Source organism: Streptomyces sp. NPDC025273 (assembly GCF_040638585.1).
GTDB classification, from domain to species: domain Bacteria; phylum Actinomycetota; class Actinomycetes; order Streptomycetales; family Streptomycetaceae; genus Streptomyces; species Streptomyces cinereorectus.
This window is the reverse complement of the sequence record NZ_JBEZYP010000009.1, coordinates 188,082-204,122: the sequence shown is the minus strand read 5'-3', so window position 1 is coordinate 204,122 and position 16,041 is coordinate 188,082. Positions and strand designations below refer to the sequence as shown.

Sequence of the window (16,041 nt, the reverse complement as noted above, 5' to 3'; positions counted from 1 at the left end):
TCCTGTGCGGGGCACGCGGCTCGTCCGTCGGCTTTCGGTCAGTGTCCGAGCACCCGCATCCGACCGTGTGCGGGGCGTGACATGCTGCGGTTTGATCATCAGCGGCAGCGTTGCCTCGCTGCGGGTGGAAAGGGAGTTCATGCGCGCGCGGCGGTTCTGTTTCGTTGCACTTCTCGCCATTGGCCTGTCGGCCTGCGGTTCGCCGGCGGACAGGGGTCCGGCAGACGGGGTGCCGTCGGATTCTTCCTCGAAGGGGCCCGCAGAAAAGGGGAAGCCGGAGCGCGTTCCGCACGATCCGCCGGAGTCGTTCACGGCCCGGGGAGCGGTGGCCCTGCCGCCGGAGGCGACGGCGGGCCGGACCAATCTGCTGGGCGATGTGCGTGACCTCGCGGTGGCCCTGCATCGTACGTCGGCGTATGTGGCCTCCGCCGACCGGATGCAGACCGTGGACCTGACCACCGGGAAGGTGGTGGCGGTGGCGCGCCCGCGCGCGGAGGCCCTGGGCGAGGACGATGATGCGACCGCGCCGCTCGTGTCGGCCGACGGCTCCCTGGTCGTGACGCCGTTCGTCACCAGACAGCCCGGCGCTGGAACGCAGTCTCCCTCGATGGAGCTCGAGGTCGTCGCCACCACGCCAGAGACAGGAAAGGCCGCCTGGAGCACATCGCTCAAAATCCCGCGAGCATGGGCACAGCGGGACAACTCCACGCCCGAGGCTCACGTGGTCGGCTTCGCGGGCGGCAACGTCATCGTGACCGTGTACACCGGCTACAACGCGGCGACGGCCGGTATCGACATTGCCACCCACCAGGTGCGGTGGACAGCACAGAACATCCGGACGCGGGCCGTCACCGCCGAGGCCGCGGTAGGCGTCGACATTCTCGGGGGATTCGGCCCCGACCAGCTGGTCGGGGCCGACCCGGCCACCGGCAAGGAGAAGTGGCGGACAGAGAAGAGCATCGGCGATACCACCGTCGAATCTGCCGGCCCGTCCCTCGTCCGGGTGCGGGGCTACGCCGACGACGGCGGGGCGCGCTTCGACCGGCTCCTGAAGCCTGGCACCGGCAAGGTACAGGCGGACGTGCCTGAGGGCCTGGACAATTTGAGCTGCCCATTCGACCAGGCCAAGACTCTTGTCTGCGCGTCTCAGAACCGCCTCGTTGCTCTGGACTCCACCAGCGGCAAGGAACTCTGGCGGCTGGAGGACGACCAGGCCGACGGCCGTTTCGCCCCGGATGTCACAGCATCCTGGCACGGCAGGATCTACGCCCGGGCCTCGTCGACCACCGCGGTGGCCCTTGACGCCCGGACCGGCAAGGACAGGCCCGCCGGGCTCGACGTCGCTCCGGTATTGGTAAACGAGTACCAGGGCCTGGTCCTGGTGGACCGTGAGCTCCTCGCCTACCCCACCGGGGGCTGAGCACCGCACAACAGGCAGACAACCTCGTGGTCGGGGGGTGGTGAAGGGGCGGGTGCCGGTCAGCTCGTCATGGACCGACGACGGACGGCGGCCGACCTCCATAGTGGACACGTCAGCCGCCTGACGGTCTCCCACTCACCTCCGCAGGCGCCGGTGAACTGGCCCTTACGGTTGGGGTCACTGCCCCCACTTCGGCCCACTGGCGTCCGGGATGGGGCTGGAGGTTGAGCGGGCCGAATTCGTGCTCGACTGGCTTGGGCTTGGCGATCTTCTTGATCTCCCGGCGCTCGGGCAGGGTGAACGTCTTCGGCCGGCCGCCCCTGTACTTCGGGTAGAGCGATGCGAACCCGTCGGTGTTGAGATTGTGGATCACGTCCCGGACTCGGTCCGCGCTGGTGAATGTGACCTCGGCGATCTTCACCACGGGCATGCTCTGCGCGGACGGCAGCACCATCTGGGCCCGGCGCCAGGTCACCACCGACCCTGTGCCGCGGCGGACGATCCGCAACAACCGTCGGCCTCATCGTCATCGATCTCACGGACGCGTACTCGTTCAGCCACCCGCACAGCTTGACGGCCGCACGCCGACCAGGACCCAAACGGCGCGTCACGTCACACGAGGCAAACGTTGCCTGAGGCGGCACTAGCTATCCCACTTGGCGTCGTCCTGGTTGGCTGCCCTGGGGCGCAACAGCGCTCCGCTCGCCACGGCGCCACGCGAGTGGGCGCTGGTCCCACTTGCGGTCTCGGTTGGCGCCAGATCCGGGAAAGTCTGAGGTCGTCCGCGTGAGTCCAGATTCGCCGCTGACCTGCGGTGGAGGATGCGTGACGGATGTACATGGACGGCTGCGGACCAAGATCGGACAACTCGCAATGCGTAGGTCCCGGGTCCGAGTCGCCAGGGACTTTTCAGGGACTTTCAGCTCTGTCGGAGGGACATCCGAGGGAGTTTTCGCAGTACAAGCACGGAAGGCTGCGACAGTCCTGAAAGGCTCAGGGGCTTCGGGCTCACGCATCCGTGCCGTCGCTTCGTAGTTCTCCGGCACGGCGTCGGGTCGGCAGCATGTAACGAGGCTCTTCGGGCCGCACGCGGTCCTGACCTCGGGGAACGTGCGCCGGCGGGCCCGGCGGCGTGAGTGCCGGGCCCGTCAGCAGGACGGTCAGTAGGCGTAGAACCCCGACCCCGTCTTGCGGCCAAGCCTGCCCGCGTCCACCATCCGCTGGAGCAGCGGGGGAGCGGCGTACAGGGGCTCCTTGTACTCCGCGTACATGGAGTCGGCGACCGAGGCCACGGTGTCCAGGCCGATCAGGTCGGCGAGCTTCAGCGGGCCCATCGGGTGGGCGCAGCCCATCTCCATGCCGTTGTCGATGTCCTCGCGGCTGGCGATGCCCGACTCGAACATCCGGATCGCCGAGAGCAGGTACGGGATCAGGAGGGCGTTGACCACGAACCCCGACCGGTCCTGGGCGCGGATCGGGTGCTTGCCGAGCACGTCCTGCACCAGGGCCTCGGCGCGCTTTATCGTCTCGTCGGACGTCGTCAGCGCGGGGATCAGCTCGACGAGCCTCTGCACCGGGGCCGGGTTGAAGAAGTGGATGCCGATGACCTGGTCCGGCCGGGAGGTCGCCACGGCCAGCTTCACCAGCGGGATGGAGGAGGTGTTCGAGGCGAGGATCGCGTCCGGCCGGGTCACCACCTGGTCGAGTACCTGGAAGATCTCGGTCTTGACCTGCTCGTTCTCCACGACGGCCTCGATGACGAGATCGCGGTCGGCGAACTCGCCGAGGTCGGTGGTGAAGCTGAGGCGGCCGAGTGTCTCGTCGCGCTCCTCCTCGGTGATCTTGCCGCGTTCGGCGGCCTTGGAGAGGGAGTTGTGCAGCCGGGTGCGGCCGATCTCCAGCGCCTCGCCGGTGGTCTCGGCCACCTTGACCTCGAGGCCGCTGCGGGCGCACACCTCTGCGATGCCTGCGCCCATTTGGCCACAGCCCACCACTCCGACGCGTGCAATGTCGGCCATAGAGTCCGTCACCTCGTGCCTTTCGCTGATCTCCGTGCGGCAGTTCCCGTTTGATTCCGGTGCCCGCCTCGACCCCACGACGTTACTCCGCGATCCGGCCCCGGTGACCTGCGGGTCGTGCGGTCGCGGGGTGGGCATGATCCGTGTCACGCACCGCAGCCGGAGTGGCACACAAGGGCAGAGAGACGAAAGGTGTAAAAGATGCGGCGATACTGCCGAAGGTCGTTTGTGCTGAGCGCGGCCGCCACGGTGGCCGCCCTGATGACGACGGGTGACGCCGTCGCGGCGCCCCGGCGGCGTGTCCCCCGGCGCCGAGGGGCCAGGGTGGCCGAGCTGCGGGGCGTATGGATCTCCACGGTCGCCAACGTGGACTGGCCGTCGGCGCCGGGCCTGAGCGCGGCGGCTCAGCAGGCGGAGCTGCTGGACCATCTGGACCGGGCCGTCGAGCTCCGGCTGAACGCCGTGATCCTCCAGGTCCGGCCGACCGCGGACGCCCTGTGGCCCTCCCCGTACGAGCCGTGGGCGCAGTACCTCACCGGTGTGCAGGGCAAGGACCCCGGCTGGGACCCGCTGGGTACCGCGGTGCGCGAGGCGCACGCCCGCGGTCTGGAGCTGCACGCCTGGTTCAACCCGTACCGGGTGGCGAACCACACGGACCCCTCACGGCTCGTCGCCGCCCATCCCGCCAGGCTCCACCCGGAATGGGTGCTGCCGTACGGCGGGAAGCTCTACTACAACCCGGGTCTGCCCGAGGTCAGGGAGTTCGTCCAGGACGCGATGCTCGACGCGGTCACCCGCTACGACATCGACGCGGTCCACTGGGACGACTACTTCTACCCCTACCCGGTGGCCGGCCAGGTCTTCGCCGACGACGACGCGTACGCGCGGTACGGGGCGGGCTTCCCCGACCGGGCGGCCTGGCGCCGCGACAACATCGACCGGCTCGTGCGGGAGACCGCCGCACGGATCAAGGAGGTCAAGCCGGGGGTCCGGTTCGGGATCAGCCCCTTCGGGGTGTGGCGCAACGTTGCGACCGATCCGCTCGGCTCGGACACCCGGGCCGGTGTGCAGACGTACGACGACCTCCACGCCGACACCCGGAAGTGGGTGAAGGAGGGCTGGATCGACTACATCTGCCCGCAGCTCTACTGGAACATCGGCCTCGCCGCCGCCGACTACGCCGAACTGCTGCCCTGGTGGGCCGAGACCGTCCGGGGCACCGGCGTCGACCTGTACGCCGGGGAGGCGCTCTACAAAGCAGGCGACCCGGCCCAGCCGGCCGCCTGGCAGGACCCGGCCGAACTCTCCCGCCACCTCGACCTCGCGGCCGCCCACCCGGAGGTGGGCGGCCATGCCTTCTTCTCCGCGAAGCATGTGAAGGCCGACCGGATCGGGGCCATGGCCCGGGTGGTGGCCGATCACTACCAGGTGCGGGTCCGCACCCCGCGCTGAGCGCACGGCCGCGCCGGAGACCCGTGGAGGGTCTCCGGCGCGGGCGCGCGCTACCGGTTCCGGTCCTCGGGGGCGGTGTGCCGGACGACGCTGTCGGGGCCGGGGGCCATGATCGATTCGTGCCCGTCCTTGAAGCGCAGGCGGTACGGGGGGCTGCCCCCGTCGCCGAGCACCTCGATGATCTCTGCGACCCGGTCGTGCTGACCCACGGTCCTGCCGTGTGTCAGCAGCTGGTCGCCCGCGTGTGCCTCCATCTGGAGTGACCTCCTCACGGGTGGCGGTCCATGTCGACAAGTCTATGACTCGATGCCCGCACCGTCTCCTGTGCGCCCGCCGTCCCGCTCCCTCCGCCCCGCGCGCTGGGTGACGGCGATGCACACCAGCACGGCCACGGCCGCCGCGGGAGCCGCCGCGGACACCCGCTCGCCGAGCGCCAGGAACGACCAGACCAGGGTGAGCAGCGGCTGTGCCAGCTGGAGCTGACTGGCCCGCGCGACCCCGATCTCCGCCATTCCGCGGTACCAGACGTACAGGCCGAGGAAGGTGGACCCCGCCGCGACCCAGACCAGTCCGGCGATCCCGTGCGCGGTGAGGTGCACCGGCTCGGAGGGCAGCGCCAGGGCGGTGCCCGCCACGGCGAGCGGGAGGCAGAGGACCAGGGCCCAGCCGATCACCTGCCAGCCCGGCATCACCGAGGCCAGCCTGCCGCCCTCGGTGTACCCCGCCGCACAGACCAGCAGCGCACCGAACAGGTACAGATCCCCGCCGGACAGGGCGCCGCCGCTCTGCTGCACCGTGAAGAGGATCACCACGGCGGCCCCGGCCAGTGCCGCGGCCCAGAACGCGCGGGGCGGGCGGGAGCCGGTGCGCAGTGCCGCGAGGAGGGCGGTCGTCAGGGGCAGCAGGCCGACCACCACGGCCGCGTGCGAGCTCGTGGAGGTCCGCAGGGCGAGCGTCGTCAGCAGGGGGAACCCCACCACGACCCCGCCCGCGACGACCGCGAGACCGCCCCAGTGGCGGCGATCCGGCACCGGGACCCGGCCCGCGAGGAGGAAGCAGCCCGCCAGCAGCGCGGCGAGCAGGCTGCGCAGCGCCACCAGGGACCAGGGGCCGAAGCTCTCCAGCCCCCACACGGTGGACGGGAAGGTCAGCGAGAAGGCGACGACGCCGAGCCCGGCGAGCAGGACGCCGCCACGGTCTGCCCGCCTGTCGACCGCTATCGCACGGAGTGGAATAGCGCTATCCTGTGCTGTCATGAATGAGCGTACCAGTGTGGGGGAACTGGCGGACTCTCTCCGCAATGAGCTGAATCGCTACTCTCCAGGTGGAAAGCTGCCGTCCAGTCGCGCTCTCATCGAACGCTTCCGGGTGAGCCCCGTGACCGTCTCCCGGGCCCTCGCGCAACTCGCCGCCGAAGGTCTGGTCGTGACCCGGCCCGGCTCCGGCGCCTTCCGGGCCGAGCCCCGCACCCACGTCCCCGAACCCGGTGACACCTCCTGGCAGGAGGTCTCGCTCAGCGGCGACAGCGGGCCCGAGGTGGTGCCGCGCACCGTCGACGCCTCCGGGGTCCTGGTGACACTCGCCGCACCGCCGCCCGGAGTCGTCGAATTCAACGGCGGCTACCTCCATCCCTCGCTCCAGCCCGAGCGGGCCATGGCCGCCGCACTGGCCCGGGCCGGCCGCCGTCCCGGAGCGTGGGGGAGGCCGCCCACCGACGGCCTGAGCGAGCTCCGCGCCTGGTTCGCCCGCGAGATCGGCGGCACACTCACCGGCGACGACGTCCTGATCACCGCGGGCGGCCAGAGCGCCCTGGCCACCGCGCTGCGGGCCCTCGCCCCGCCCGGCGCACCCGTGCTCGTCGAATCCCCCACCTATCCGGGCATGCTGGCGGCGGCCCGCGCCACCGGACTGCGGCCGGTACCCGTGCCGGTGGACACCGGAGGCGTACGCCCCGACCTGCTCGCCGAGGCCTTCCGGGCCACCGGGGCGCGGGTGTTCGTCTGCCAGCCGCTCTTCCAGAACCCGACCGGCGCGGTCCTCGCACCGGACCGGCGCGCCCAGGTCGTGCGGACCGCCCGGGAGGCGGGTGCCTTCGTCGTCGAGGACGACTTCGCCCGCCGGCTCGTCCACGAGGACGCCGGACCGCTGCCCGCACCCCTGGTGGCGCACGACCGGGACGGCGTCGTCGTCCACGTCTGCTCCCTCACCAAGGCCACGTCCCCGAGCCTCCGCGTCGGCGCGCTGGCCGCCCGCGGACCCGTCCTGGAACGCCTGCGCGCCATCCAGGTCGTCGACAGCTTCTTCGTGCCCCGACCGCTCCAGGAGGCCGCGCTCGAACTCGTCGGATCCCCCGCCTGGGGGCGCCATCTGCGCGCCGTGGCCGCCGAACTCGCCGGCCGACGCACCGCGATCACCGTCGCGGTCCGCAGCCGGCTGCCCGAACTCACCCTCCCCCACGTGCCGTCGGGCGGCGGCAGCCTCTGGCTCCGGCTCCCGGGGCCCGGGGCCGACGAGCCCGCCCTGGTCTCCGCGGCCCTGCGGGCCGGTGTCGCCGTCGCACCCGGCCGCCCGTACCACTGCGCCGAACCCCCGGCCGGTCACATCCGGCTGAGCTTCGCCGCGGTCGCCGGACCTGCCGAGATCGCCGAGGGCGTCCACCGGCTGCGCACCGCCTGCGACGAGGTGTCCGGCCGCCCGGCCCCGGCCGATAACCTGCGCGCATGAGCGATACCGACGCCTTCGAGCAGCGCTACGAGATCTCCAGCGACCCGTCCCGGCTGGACCCCGCCCGCATTCACCACTGGCTCTCCACGGACGCCTACTGGGCCCTCGGCCGCAGCCGTGAGCACCAGGACCGCGCGATAGCCGGCTCCCTCAACTTCGGCGCGTACGACCGCGCGTCCGGTGAACAGCTCGCCTACGCCCGGGTGGTGACCGACCATGCCACCTTCGCCTGGCTCTGCGACGTGTACGTCGACCGGCCGGCCCGCGGTCTCGGCCTCGGCACCCGGCTGGTCACCGCGGTCCGGGACCTGCTGGCCCCGACGGGCGTGTACAGGTTCCTCCTGGCCACGGAAGACGCCCACGGGGTGTACGCCGAGGTCGGCTTCCAGCCGCTCGAAGCCCCCGCGAAGTGGATGTGCCTCCAGCTGGGCTGATCCGGAAGACGACCGCCGTGCCGCCCTCTTGACCGGCGCGGCGGTCGGCTCCACGATCGCGCCCATGAGTGTTCGCGTCTCACTGGTCGCCGCAGCACGCAGTTCCGCCCTGCTCGCCGAGCGCTTCGACGACGACCGGCCGCTCGACCACACGGGCCGGCACGAGGTGCGGCTCGCCGCGCACGCCCTGGTCCCACTCGCCGCCGCCGAACTGCGCTACTGCTCGCCCACGCCCCGCAGCCGCGCCACCGGTGACGCGCTCGGCTTCGCGCCCATGGCCCAGCCCGCCCTGCGCGACTGCGACATGGGCCGCTGGCGCGGCCTGACCCTCGCCGATGTCGCCGCCCGCGAACCGGCCTCCGTCGACGCCTGGCTCGCCGACCCCCGCTCCGCCCCGCACGGCGGCGAACCGCTGCTCGCCTTCATCTCGCGGATAGGGGGCTGGCTCGACACCCGCCCCGCCTGTGACGGCTTCATCGTCGCCGTCGCCGAACCCGCCGTCGTCCGCGCCGCCCTCGTCTACGCCCTGAAGGCCCCGCCGTCGGCGTACTGGAACGTGGACGTCCGCCCGCTCTCGACCATCACGCTCACCGGCCTGCGGGGCCGCTGGAGCCTGAGCCTCGAAGCGCTTCCCCGCTGATCGGTGGCGGCCCTGACCGAAGGAACCGCGCGTACGGCACCTTCCCGCCGGTCCGACCAGTCGGTACGGTGCGTACTCCCGAGGCGAGGAGCGAGAACCGTGCCGCATATCCATGGCCACTGCGACGACCGGTTCGCGGCGGTGCGCGACGCCTTCGCGGCGAACTTCGCGGAGCGCGACGAACTGGGCGCGGCCGTCACCGTCCTCCTCGACGGTTCCCCCGTGGTGGATCTCTGGGGCGGCTGGGCGGACAAGGACCGGACCCGCCCGTGGGAACGGGACACCGTGGTCAACGTCTGGTCCACGACCAAGGGCCCGACCGCGCTCTGCGCCCACGTCCTCGCCGACCGCGGCCTCCTCGACCTGGACGCCCCCGTCGCCGTGTACTGGCCCGAATTCGCCGCCGCGGGCAAGGGATCCGTACGCGTACGCCATCTGCTCTCGCACCGGTCGGGCCTGGCCGGCCTGCGGGATCCGCACACCCTGGCCGAGCTGTACGACTGGGAGCTGACCACCGCCCGTCTCGCGGCGACCACGCCGTGGTGGGAGCCGGGCACCCGCTCCGGGTACCACGCGATCACGTACGGCTTCCTCGTCGGCGAGGTCGTCCGCCGCATCACCGGCCTGCTGCCCGGGGAGTTCCTGCGCCAGGAGATCACCGGGCCCCTGGACATCGACTTCACCGTCGGCCTCCCGGAGAAGGACGTTGGCCGGGTCGCCGAGCTCGTCCAGCCCAGGACCGACGCCCGCGAACAGGCCGCCCTCCTCGCCCGGATGGAACCGGTGGCCATCGCCTCGATCCTCAACCCCGTCACGGGCACGGCCGCCGCCAACACCCCCGAGTGGCGGGCCGCCGAGATCCCCGCCGCCAACGGTCACGGCACCGCCCGCGCCGTCGCCGCGCTCTACGGCATCGTCGCCGGACGCGGCAGCCTCCACGGCCGGCGCGTCCTGTCCGAGGAGGCTGCCGAACGGATCCGCGAAGGACAGGGCAGCTGCCGGGACCTGGTGCTCGGCGCGGGCTTCACCCATGACACCGAGCTGGGCCTCGGCCTCTGGCTGAGCGGCCCCAACGGCTCGTACGGCCCCAACCCGCGCGCGGTGGGCCACGACGGGGCGGGCGGTTCCTGCGGCCTGGCCGACCCCGAGGCCGGGGTGTCACTCGGATACGTCATGAACCGCATGGGCCCGAACATCGCCGACGACCCACGCAAGATGGCCCTGATCGACGCCCTGTACGAAGCCCTCCCGCCCGTTCGCTAACCGGCCGGGCGCACCGGGCCCCGACTCGTACGCGAACACGGCGGCCTGGGTGCGTCGCCCGCCGGTCGGCTAAGGGCGGCGGGGCTTGCCGCGCTTGCCGCCGCCGGACGCGCCGCGGGGGTTCTTGCCGCCCACAGCCTTGCCGCCGGCGGGCTTGCGCGGTGCGCCGCCCCCCTTACGCTCCGGGCGCTTGGCCTTCGGCTGCGGGGGAGTCGGGGCCCGCCCGCGGGTGCTGTTGACCGTGCGCCCGCGGACGATCCCGATGAACTCCTCCACCAGGTCGGTGGTCTTCTCCTCCGGCCACGACAGCGCGATGCGCGACTCGGGGACGTCCGAGAGCGGCCGGTAGGTGAGGTCCTTGCGGTGATACAGACGGGCCAGCGACTGGGGGACGACGAGCAGCCCCACCCCCGCGGCCACCAGCTCGACGGCGTCCTCCGTCGTCGCGGGGCGCTCCAGCGCGGGCAGGCCCGGCGGGCGGTCCCACTCCAGGGTGTCGTCGAGGGGGTGCAGCACGATCTCGTCGGCGAGATCGGCGGCCGACACCTCGTCGACGGCTGCCACGAGGTGGTCCTTGGGGACCACGACGACCGTCGTCTCGGTGTAGAGGGGGATGGCGCTGAGACCCGTACGGTCGACCGGGAGGCGCACGAAGCCGGCGTCGGCGCCGCCGCCGCGCAGCATGGCGGCCGCCCCGGCGGCGGGTACGCCCACGAGGGTCAGCGGGATTCCGGGCAGCCGTTCGTTCCAGATCCGTACCCACTTGGTCGGGGTCACGCCCGGGACGTAGGCGAGCCGGAACGGAGGAGGGGTTTCCGGGCCTGTCACTCCGCCAGGTTACCGGGCGTGGTCGGAGGGGGCGCACATGCTCGATACCCTTGACACCATGACGTCGCACCAGACCACCCAGACCATGAAGCCCGCCACCGCGGCGAAGAAGCTGGGTGTGTACCTCGAAGCCACCCCCGCCGAGTTCCAGGAGGGCGTCGTCTCGCGCGGCGAGCTGAACGCGCTGCAGGCCGACCCGCCCGCGTGGCTGCAGGAGCTGCGGCGCACCGGCCCGCACCCCAGGCCGGTGGTCGCGGCCAAGCTGGGCATCTCCATCGCCGGCCTCGCCCGCGGCGGAGTCACCGAGCCCCTGACCACCGAGCAGATCGACGAGCTCAAGAAGGACAGCCCCGAGTGGCTGCAGAAGGAGCGCGCCACCCAGGCCGAGGTCCGCAAGGAAGCGGTGCGCATCAAGGAGAAGAACGCGGCCCGCGCCGAGCAGTCCGGCGACACCCCTTCCTGACACGCTCCGGGTCAACGCCCGGCCCGGCCGTCGGGGAGAGGGGCGCAGACGCAGCCCTCAGCCGGCCGCCGACTCCGTGCGGCGTCTCTTCGACGCCCAGCTCCACAGGCGCATCGCCGCCGGAAGGCAGGTCCCCCGCGCGCCCGCCGCGCGTACGGACCACCTCGGCGAACAGCGTGCCCGGAACGCAGCCGCGAACAGCGCCGGGCCGAGAGAGCCGCCCGTACGCCTTCAGGCCCGCACGCCCCGCCCCGGCGGGAAAGCCGCGCCGGGCGCGGTCGCGTTCAGGGCCGCGGCGCCTGCGTCCCCGCCCCCGTCAGGTGGACGACCGTCCTGTCCCCGCCTCGCGGCGTCCGACAGGCAGTGACCGAGCCGGTACCTCCGCATGCCTGGACGCCGGCCGGGGGCGGCGTGCGCGGGCGCACGAGCCAACTCCCGCAGAGCGAAAATCCTTTGCATAAAAGTGCATAGCTGCGTATAGTCATGCCATCGACGAGGAGGATATCGATGGTGGTACGTGCGGCAGTGGCAGGGGCGAGCGGATACGCCGGCGGGGAACTGCTCCGTCTGCTCCTCACCCACCCCAGGGTCGAGATCGGTGCCCTCACCGGCCACTCCAACGCGGGGCAGAAGCTCGGCGCGCTCCAACCGCACCTGAGGCCGCTCGCGGACCGGGTGCTCCGGCCGACCACGGCGGAGGTCCTCGCCGGGCACGACGTCGTCTTCCTGGCCCTGCCCCACGGGCAGTCCGCCGCCGTCGCCGAGCAGCTCGGCGACGACGTGCTCGTCGTCGACATGGGCGCCGACTTCCGGCTGAAGGACGCCGCCGACTGGGAGAAGTTCTACGGATCGCCGCACGCCGGCACCTGGCCCTACGGCCTCCCTGAGCTGCCCGGTGCCCGCGCCGCGCTGGCGGGGACCAAGCGCATCGCGGTCCCCGGGTGCTACCCGACCGCCGTCTCCCTCGCCCTCTTCCCGGCGTACGAGGCGGGCCTGGCCGAGCCCGAGGCCGTCGTCGTCGCCGCGTCCGGAACCTCCGGTGCGGGCAAGGCGGCCAAGCCGCACCTGCTCGGCTCCGAGGTCATGGGCAACATGTCCCCGTACGGCGTCGGCGGTGTCCACCGGCACACGCCCGAGATGATCCAGAACCTCGGCGCCGCCGCCGGCGAGCCGGTCACCGTGTCCTTCACGCCGACCCTCGCGCCCATGCCCCGCGGCATCCTCGCCACGTGCAGCGCGAAGGCGAAGCCGGGCGTGAGCGCCGAATCGCTCCGCGCCGTCTACGAGAAGGCCTTCGCGGACGAGCCGTTCGTCGATCTGCTGCCCGAGGGCCAGTGGCCCTCCACCGCCGCCGTGTACGGATCCAACGCCGTCCAGGTCCAGGTCGCCCACGACGTGGCAGCCGGCCGGATCATCGTGATCAGCGCCATCGACAACCTCGCCAAGGGCACCGCGTCCGGCGCCCTGCAGAGCATGAACATCGCCCTCGGACTTCCCGAGGACACGGGTCTTTCCACGATCGGAGTCGCACCGTGAGCGTCACGGCAGCCAAGGGATTCACGGCGGCGGGCATCGCCGCCGGGATCAAGGAGAGCGGCGGACCGGACCTGGCCCTCGTGGTCAACAGCGGGCCCCGCCGCGCCGCCGCGGGCGTCTTCACCTCCAACCGCGTCAAGGCGGCACCCGTCCTCTGGTCGGAGCAGGTCCTCAAGGGCGGCGAAGTGACCGCCGTCGTGCTCAACTCCGGTGGTGCCAACGCCTGTACGGGCCCGCGGGGCTTCCAGGACACCCACGCCACCGCCGAGAAGGCCGCCGAGGTCCTCACCGGCCACAGCGCGGGTGAGATCGCGGTCGCGTCGACCGGGCTCATCGGTCTGCCGCTCCCGATGGACAAGCTGCTGCCCGGTATCGAGAAGGCCGCCGCCGCCCTCAGCGAGCACGGCGGAGAGCGTGCCGCCCTCGCCATCAAGACCACCGACACCGTGCACAAGACGGCCGTCGCGGGCGGTGAGGGATGGACCGTCGGCGGGATGGCCAAGGGCGCGGGCATGCTCGCGCCCGGCCTCGCCACCATGCTGGTCGTCCTCACCACCGACGCCGACGTCGAGGCCCCCGCCCTCGACGCCGCACTGCGCGACGCCACCCGCACCACCTTCGACCGGGTCGACTCGGACGGCTGCATGTCGACCAACGACACCGTGCTGCTGCTCGCCTCGGGCGCCGCCGGGATCACCCCGCAGCAGGGGGAGTTCGCCGAAGCCGTGCGGACCGTCTGCGCGGACCTCGCCCGTCAGCTGATCGGTGACGCCGAGGGCTCGACCAAGGACATCCGTATCGAGGTCGTGGGCGCGGCCACCGAGGACGACGCCGTCGAGGTGGGCCGCAGCATCGCCCGCAACAACCTCCTCAAATGCGCCATCCACGGCGAGGACCCCAACTGGGGCCGCGTGCTCTCCGCGATCGGCACCACGAAGGCCGCCTTCGACCCGGACCGGCTCAACGTGGCCATCAACGACGTCTGGGTCTGCAGGAACGGCAGCGTCGGCGAGGACCGCGCGCTCGTCGACATGCGCTACCGGGAGGTCCGGATCACCGCCGACCTCGCCGAGGGCAGCGAGGCGGCCGTCATCTGGGCCAACGACCTCACCGCCGAGTACGTCCACGAGAACAGCGCGTACAGCTCATGAGCGCCGCGAGGAAGCACACCGCGCTGCCGAAGGCACAGATCCTGATCGAGGCACTGCCCTGGCTGACCCGCCACAACGGCAAGACCGTCGTCATCAAGTTCGGCGGCAACGCCATGATCGACGAGGAGCTGAAGGCCGCCTTCGCCCAGGACGTCGTCTTCCTGCGGCACGCCGGCCTCAAGCCCGTCGTCGTGCACGGCGGCGGCCCGCAGATCAGTGCCCAGCTCGACAAGCAGGGCCTGGTCAGCGAGTTCAAGGCCGGTCTCCGCGTCACCACGCCCGAGGCGATGGACGTCGTACGGATGGTGCTGGCCGGACAGGTCCAGCGCGAGCTTGTCGGCCTGCTCAACCAGCACGGCCCGCTCGCCGTCGGCATGACCGGCGAGGACGCCCACACCATCACCGCCACCCAGCACCGCCCGATGATCGACGGCGAGTCGGTCGACATCGGCCGCGTCGGCGAGATCACCGCCATCGAGACCGGGGCCATCCAGGCGCTGCTCGACGACGGCCGGATCCCGGTCATCTCCTCCATCGCCCGCTCGGCCGAGGACAACCACGTCTACAACGTCAACGCCGACACCGCCGCCGCCGCACTCGCCGCCGCGCTGAACGCCGAGACGCTGATGGTCCTCACCGATGTCGAAGGCCTCTACGAGGACTGGCCCAACAGCGACGACGTGATCAGCCGCCTCACCGCCACCCAGCTGGAGAAGCTGCTGCCCGACCTGTCCAGCGGCATGGTCCCCAAGATGCAGGGCTGCCTGCACGCCGTACGCAACGGGGTCGAGACGGCCCGCGTCATCGACGGCCGGGTCCAGCACTCGATCCTGCTGGAGATCTTCACCGACGAGGGAATCGGCACGATGGTCGTGCCCGACGCACGGACCGCCCAGGGGGAGTCATGAGCAACCAGGAGTTCTCGCGGCGCTGGCAGGGCGCGCTGATGGACAACTACGGCACGCCGCAGCTGTCCCTGGTGCGCGGCGCCGGTGCCCGGGTGTGGGACGCGGACGGCACCGAGTACCTCGACTTCGTCGGCGGGATCGCGGTGAACGCCCTCGGCCACGCCCACCCGGCCGTCGTCGAGGCCGTCTCCCGCCAGATCGGCTCCCTCGGCCACGTCTCCAACCTCTTCATCGCCGAACCGCCCCTCGCGCTCGCCGAGCGGCTGCTCCAGCTCTTCGGCCGCACGGGCCGGGTCTACTTCTCCAACTCCGGCGCCGAGGCCAACGAGGCCGCCTTCAAGATCGGCCGGCTCACCGGGCGCGGCCACATGGTCGCCACCGACGGCGGCTTCCACGGCCGGACCATGGGCGCGCTCGCCCTGACCGGCCAGCCCAAGAAGCGCGAGGGCTTCCTGCCGCTGCCCGGCGACGTCACCCACGTGCCGTACGGCGACGCCGAGGCGCTCCGGGCCGCGGTGACCACCGGCACGGCGCTGCTGATCATCGAGCCCGTACAGGGCGAGAACGGCGTGGTCGTCCCGCCCAAGGGTTATCTGGAGGCCGCCCGGGAGATCACCCGGGCGACCGGCACGCTGCTGGTCCTGGACGAGGTGCAGACCGGGATCGGCCGCTGCGGCCACTGGTTCGAGCACCAGGCCCACCAGGGCGTCGAGCCCGACCTCGTCACGCTCGCGAAGGGCCTCGGCGGCGGACTGCCGATCGGCGCCACCGTGGCGTTCGGCGCGGCGGCCGACCTGCTGGAGCCGGGGCAGCACGGCACGACGTTCGGCGGCAACCCCGTCGCCTGCGCCGCCGGTCTCGCCGTCCTGGACACCCTCGCCGCAGACGGTGCCCTCGACAACGTGAAGCGGCTCGGCGAGAAGATCAGGGACGGCGTGCAGGGCCTGGGGCACCCACTGGTCTCCCACGTCCGCGGCTCCGGTCTGCTGCTGGGTATCGTGCTCACCGGGCCCCTCGCACCGCAGGTGCAGCAGGCGGCCCAGGGAGCCGGACTCCTGGTGAACGCGCCCGCCCCCGATGTCGTACGGCTCATGCCACCGCTGATCATCGGTGACGCCGAGGTGGACGCGTTCCTGCGGATTCTGCCGGGAGCTCTCGACGCGGCTCACGGGGACGGACGACCCGCAGAGTGACGATCCGGAGA

At 72.0% G+C, this 16,041-nt stretch carries 15 protein-coding genes and 1 pseudogene; 11 read left to right on the top strand and 5 right to left on the bottom strand.

The genetic code is table 11. The features are described 5' to 3' along the window. Positions 1-91: 91 nt before the first annotated feature. Positions 92-1,420 carry a PQQ-binding-like beta-propeller repeat protein gene (locus tag AB0F38_RS17475; RefSeq protein ID WP_361893404.1) on the top strand — a complete coding sequence of 443 codons (1,329 nt, stop codon included), beginning with the start codon at positions 92-94 and terminating at the stop codon, positions 1,418-1,420. A 184-nt stretch (positions 1,421-1,604) separates the two neighbouring features. Here AB0F38_RS17475 and AB0F38_RS17470 read toward each other — a convergent pair. Together AB0F38_RS17470 and AB0F38_RS17465 are read right to left on the bottom strand one after the other, a co-directional pair. Further along, a pseudogene (locus AB0F38_RS17470) lies at positions 1,605-1,981 on the bottom strand (hypothetical protein); the annotation flags it as partial. A 599-nt stretch (positions 1,982-2,580) separates the two neighbouring features. Continuing rightward, positions 2,581-3,438, bottom strand: coding sequence for a 3-hydroxybutyryl-CoA dehydrogenase (locus AB0F38_RS17465; RefSeq protein WP_361893401.1), 858 nt, complete (start codon positions 3,436-3,438; stop codon positions 2,581-2,583). Positions 3,439-3,666: 228 nt separating this feature from the next. Here AB0F38_RS17465 and AB0F38_RS17460 point away from each other — a divergent pair, with 228 nt between their 5' ends. Beyond that, on the top strand, positions 3,667-4,890 hold the full coding sequence (locus AB0F38_RS17460) for a family 10 glycosylhydrolase (protein ID WP_361893398.1): 1,224 nt from the start codon (positions 3,667-3,669) through the stop codon (positions 4,888-4,890). A 50-nt stretch (positions 4,891-4,940) separates the two neighbouring features. On the opposite strand, the gene AB0F38_RS17455 is transcribed toward AB0F38_RS17460, so the two are convergent. Beyond that, complete coding sequence (locus AB0F38_RS17455; RefSeq protein ID WP_361893395.1) at positions 4,941-5,144, bottom strand: DUF1918 domain-containing protein; 204 nt, start codon at positions 5,142-5,144, stop codon at positions 4,941-4,943. A 42-nt stretch (positions 5,145-5,186) separates the two neighbouring features. Next, entirely contained in the window at positions 5,187-6,146 is a 960-nt protein-coding gene (locus tag AB0F38_RS17450; protein WP_361893392.1) for a DMT family transporter, read from the bottom strand. Between AB0F38_RS17450 and AB0F38_RS17445 the strand changes: the two genes are divergently transcribed. From AB0F38_RS17445 to AB0F38_RS17430, 4 genes are all read left to right on the top strand, one after another. Beyond that, positions 6,145-7,614, top strand: coding sequence for a PLP-dependent aminotransferase family protein (locus AB0F38_RS17445; protein ID WP_361893389.1), 1,470 nt, complete (start codon positions 6,145-6,147; stop codon positions 7,612-7,614). The two genes, AB0F38_RS17450 and AB0F38_RS17445, sit on opposite strands and share 2 nt — an antisense overlap. Next, positions 7,611-8,048: a GNAT family N-acetyltransferase gene (locus AB0F38_RS17440; RefSeq protein ID WP_361893386.1), complete on the top strand. Its 438-nt coding sequence runs from the start codon at positions 7,611-7,613 to the stop codon at positions 8,046-8,048. Before AB0F38_RS17445 ends, AB0F38_RS17440 begins: the two co-directional genes overlap by 4 nt. A 64-nt stretch (positions 8,049-8,112) precedes the next feature. Then, complete coding sequence (locus AB0F38_RS17435) at positions 8,113-8,688, top strand: histidine phosphatase family protein (RefSeq protein WP_361893383.1); 576 nt, start codon at positions 8,113-8,115, stop codon at positions 8,686-8,688. 99 nt (positions 8,689-8,787) lie between these two features. Beyond that, the gene (locus AB0F38_RS17430) at positions 8,788-9,951 is read left to right on the top strand and encodes a serine hydrolase domain-containing protein (protein ID WP_361893380.1); all 1,164 of its coding nucleotides are present in this window, start codon (positions 8,788-8,790) and stop codon (positions 9,949-9,951) included. A 69-nt stretch (positions 9,952-10,020) separates the two neighbouring features. On the opposite strand, the gene AB0F38_RS17425 is transcribed toward AB0F38_RS17430, so the two are convergent. Beyond that, a complete protein-coding gene (locus AB0F38_RS17425; protein WP_361893377.1) occupies positions 10,021-10,779 on the bottom strand; it encodes a LysR family substrate-binding domain-containing protein in 759 nt (252 codons plus the stop codon). A gap of 58 nt (positions 10,780-10,837) precedes the next feature. Here AB0F38_RS17425 and AB0F38_RS17420 point away from each other — a divergent pair, with 58 nt between their 5' ends. The 5 genes from AB0F38_RS17420 to AB0F38_RS17400 all read left to right on the top strand — a co-directional run bounded on the left by AB0F38_RS17420 (position 10,838) and on the right by AB0F38_RS17400 (position 16,030). After that, the gene (locus AB0F38_RS17420; RefSeq protein WP_361893374.1) at positions 10,838-11,242 is read left to right on the top strand and encodes a DUF5997 family protein; all 405 of its coding nucleotides are present in this window, start codon (positions 10,838-10,840) and stop codon (positions 11,240-11,242) included. 507 nt (positions 11,243-11,749) lie between these two features. Continuing rightward, positions 11,750-12,778 carry an N-acetyl-gamma-glutamyl-phosphate reductase gene (gene argC, locus AB0F38_RS17415; RefSeq protein WP_361893372.1) on the top strand — a complete coding sequence of 343 codons (1,029 nt, stop codon included), beginning with the start codon at positions 11,750-11,752 and terminating at the stop codon, positions 12,776-12,778. Beyond that, complete coding sequence (argJ, locus tag AB0F38_RS17410) at positions 12,775-13,929, top strand: bifunctional glutamate N-acetyltransferase/amino-acid acetyltransferase ArgJ (protein WP_361893369.1); 1,155 nt, start codon at positions 12,775-12,777, stop codon at positions 13,927-13,929. The genes argC and argJ overlap by 4 nt, the downstream gene beginning before the upstream one ends. After that, positions 13,926-14,837, top strand: coding sequence for an acetylglutamate kinase (argB, locus tag AB0F38_RS17405; protein WP_361893366.1), 912 nt, complete (start codon positions 13,926-13,928; stop codon positions 14,835-14,837). Before argJ ends, argB begins: the two co-directional genes overlap by 4 nt. Then, positions 14,834-16,030 carry an acetylornithine transaminase gene (locus tag AB0F38_RS17400; protein ID WP_361893363.1) on the top strand — a complete coding sequence of 399 codons (1,197 nt, stop codon included), beginning with the start codon at positions 14,834-14,836 and terminating at the stop codon, positions 16,028-16,030. Before argB ends, AB0F38_RS17400 begins: the two co-directional genes overlap by 4 nt. Positions 16,031-16,041 lie beyond the last annotated feature (11 nt).